We start from the raw sequence: 2030 nt of genomic DNA on the forward strand, positions 1-2030 counted from the left end.
CCCTCACTTAGTCCCGAAGACTGGATTGAAAGTCTGCCGCTATCTTCAAACTTACAGAACATTTGGCTGTCACCAGAATAAACACTTACAAAAACTTCCTCTGCGTCGTGTCCATCATAAGTTACAGACAAGCTGCTTCCAATACTCAATGATGTTTCCTCACCATTAATATCAGTTGCGGTTGGAATAACTGCAAACCCAGGAACATCCCATGCACCAAAATAAGATGAGAAGTCTCCAGGTGCTTGAGCATCAAGAATATCTCCAGCATGGAATTCAGGACGTTGGTCAACAACTTCTACACCGTCAAAAGAATAGTTATCCCAAGTGTAGGTCGGTTGTGTATCAACAGATTCCTGATTAATTCTGTATGTTTCTTTTTCTGTGCGTACTTCAAACCAAGCACCAACAGAACGTGAATCATCAGGGATTCCAGGGATAGATCCCTCTGGAAATGCTCGTTGAACTTCCTCATGAGTTCCAACCCAGCAGTCTCCAATGTCCAAGGACTTCAGAGGATCATTACAATATTTAAGATCTCCTGGCGGCTCCCAGAAAAATGCTCCAACATTGTCAGACTGCATTACTGCTTCAACCTCAGTCGTACCTACAACATTTTGTACATTAACAGTACCAGCAAGACGACAAACATCGATATCAAGATTTTTGACAGGTTCACACTCAGCAGCACTTGAACCCTCGCCATCCATAAATTGAACAGTCTCTTGAGACCAAAGACGATTATCAACTACAGTGGTAGCTGTAAATGTCACCTCATCGCCAACAAGAACACTACAAACAAAATATCCGTCATCGTCGGTAGTAGCAGTTGAAAATGACTGAGCACCATCACAAGTTACTTCGGCACCACGAACTGGAAATCCAGTAATATCAAGAATACGTCCTGAAGCACATGAGGGAACAAATCCTTGATCGCAGTTCCACCAAGAAAAGTGGGATGCCTCAAACTGAAATGAAATAACTCCATCTTCCTCAACAACAGTTCCAACGCCCTCTTCAACCCAGCGTCCTACTTGAGGATCAAACGACCAAGATGATTGAGTATCACCTGGGGATAATTGATAAAACTCTGGTAAATCACCATTGGTAATTGGGATTTCCAAAAATGCTGGCATATCAGAAGAAATTATTAATTCTTGACCGTCAGCACCAAACAAAGCAACATCAACCATACCATAAGATACAAGCTGTGATACATTTGCGACGTTCTTCGTTGTGTCGCTTGGAGTGCTATGTCCAATTGCAGTTAAATCAATTGGTGCCCCCCATACTTCTTGTGTTGAGGGATCAACATGAGTAACCTGAACAGTGACCTCGCCTGTATAAAGGGATCCACCAGGGTTAAAAAAAGAATTTTCTGAAAACCTGATCTTAGTTCCAAGCACCTCAATATTGCTGGGCGTTGTACTGTCAATCGCCACAAAACCATCTGCTTCAATCAAAGAAGCGTTTGACGCAACAGTCTCCCAAGAATGAAGAGTTGCAGTGGTGTAGTTTTTCGCAAAACCTTGCTTTGAGAATTCAATAACCATATTCTCTGCTGGGTCTACATCGAGCAAAGTATAAGTACCATCCTCAGCAGTCACCGCAGTAACATCCTGAGTTGATACGTTAACACCGCCCAAAGGAGATCCATCAATTGATGTTACAATACCAGACACCTTTCCGTGAACTGGACCATTATAAACATCATCATAATTTTGTCCTGCTCGACAACCAATTGCGAACAATCCAAGTGTAATTAATCTAATCATTTTTTTCCTTTTAGTTGTTTAGTAAATTAATAAGGTCTGCCTTCTTAAGAGAAGAATATCCCGTAAGTCCGCGTTCCTTTGCCATATTTTTTAATTGTGTTACTGTGTATTCATTTAAATCTTCGGTCTCAGTCTGCTTTGAACCTCCAATAAGATTCATAAGCTGTTCGTGAGTACCAGAGAAAAATTCAGCAACTCTTGTTTTTATTTTTATCATTTTTTTCCTTTTTGAAAATGGTGGAGATGGCGGGAGTC

Annotated in this window: 2 protein-coding genes; both read right to left on the minus strand. The window is 41.2% G+C overall.

The genetic code is table 11. From position 1 onward, the window contains the following. A partial coding sequence (locus B4237_RS16715) for a carboxypeptidase regulatory-like domain-containing protein (RefSeq protein ID WP_286944031.1) occupies window positions 1-1775 on the minus strand: 1775 nt, incomplete at its 3' end. A 10-nt stretch (window positions 1776-1785) separates the two neighbouring features. After that, a partial coding sequence (locus tag B4237_RS16720; protein ID WP_286944033.1) for a Rho termination factor N-terminal domain-containing protein occupies window positions 1786-2030 on the minus strand: 245 nt, incomplete at its 5' end.

Source organism: Acinetobacter sp. UBA6526 (assembly GCF_002434875.1).
Lineage (GTDB): Bacteria > Pseudomonadota > Gammaproteobacteria > Pseudomonadales > Moraxellaceae > Acinetobacter > Acinetobacter venetianus.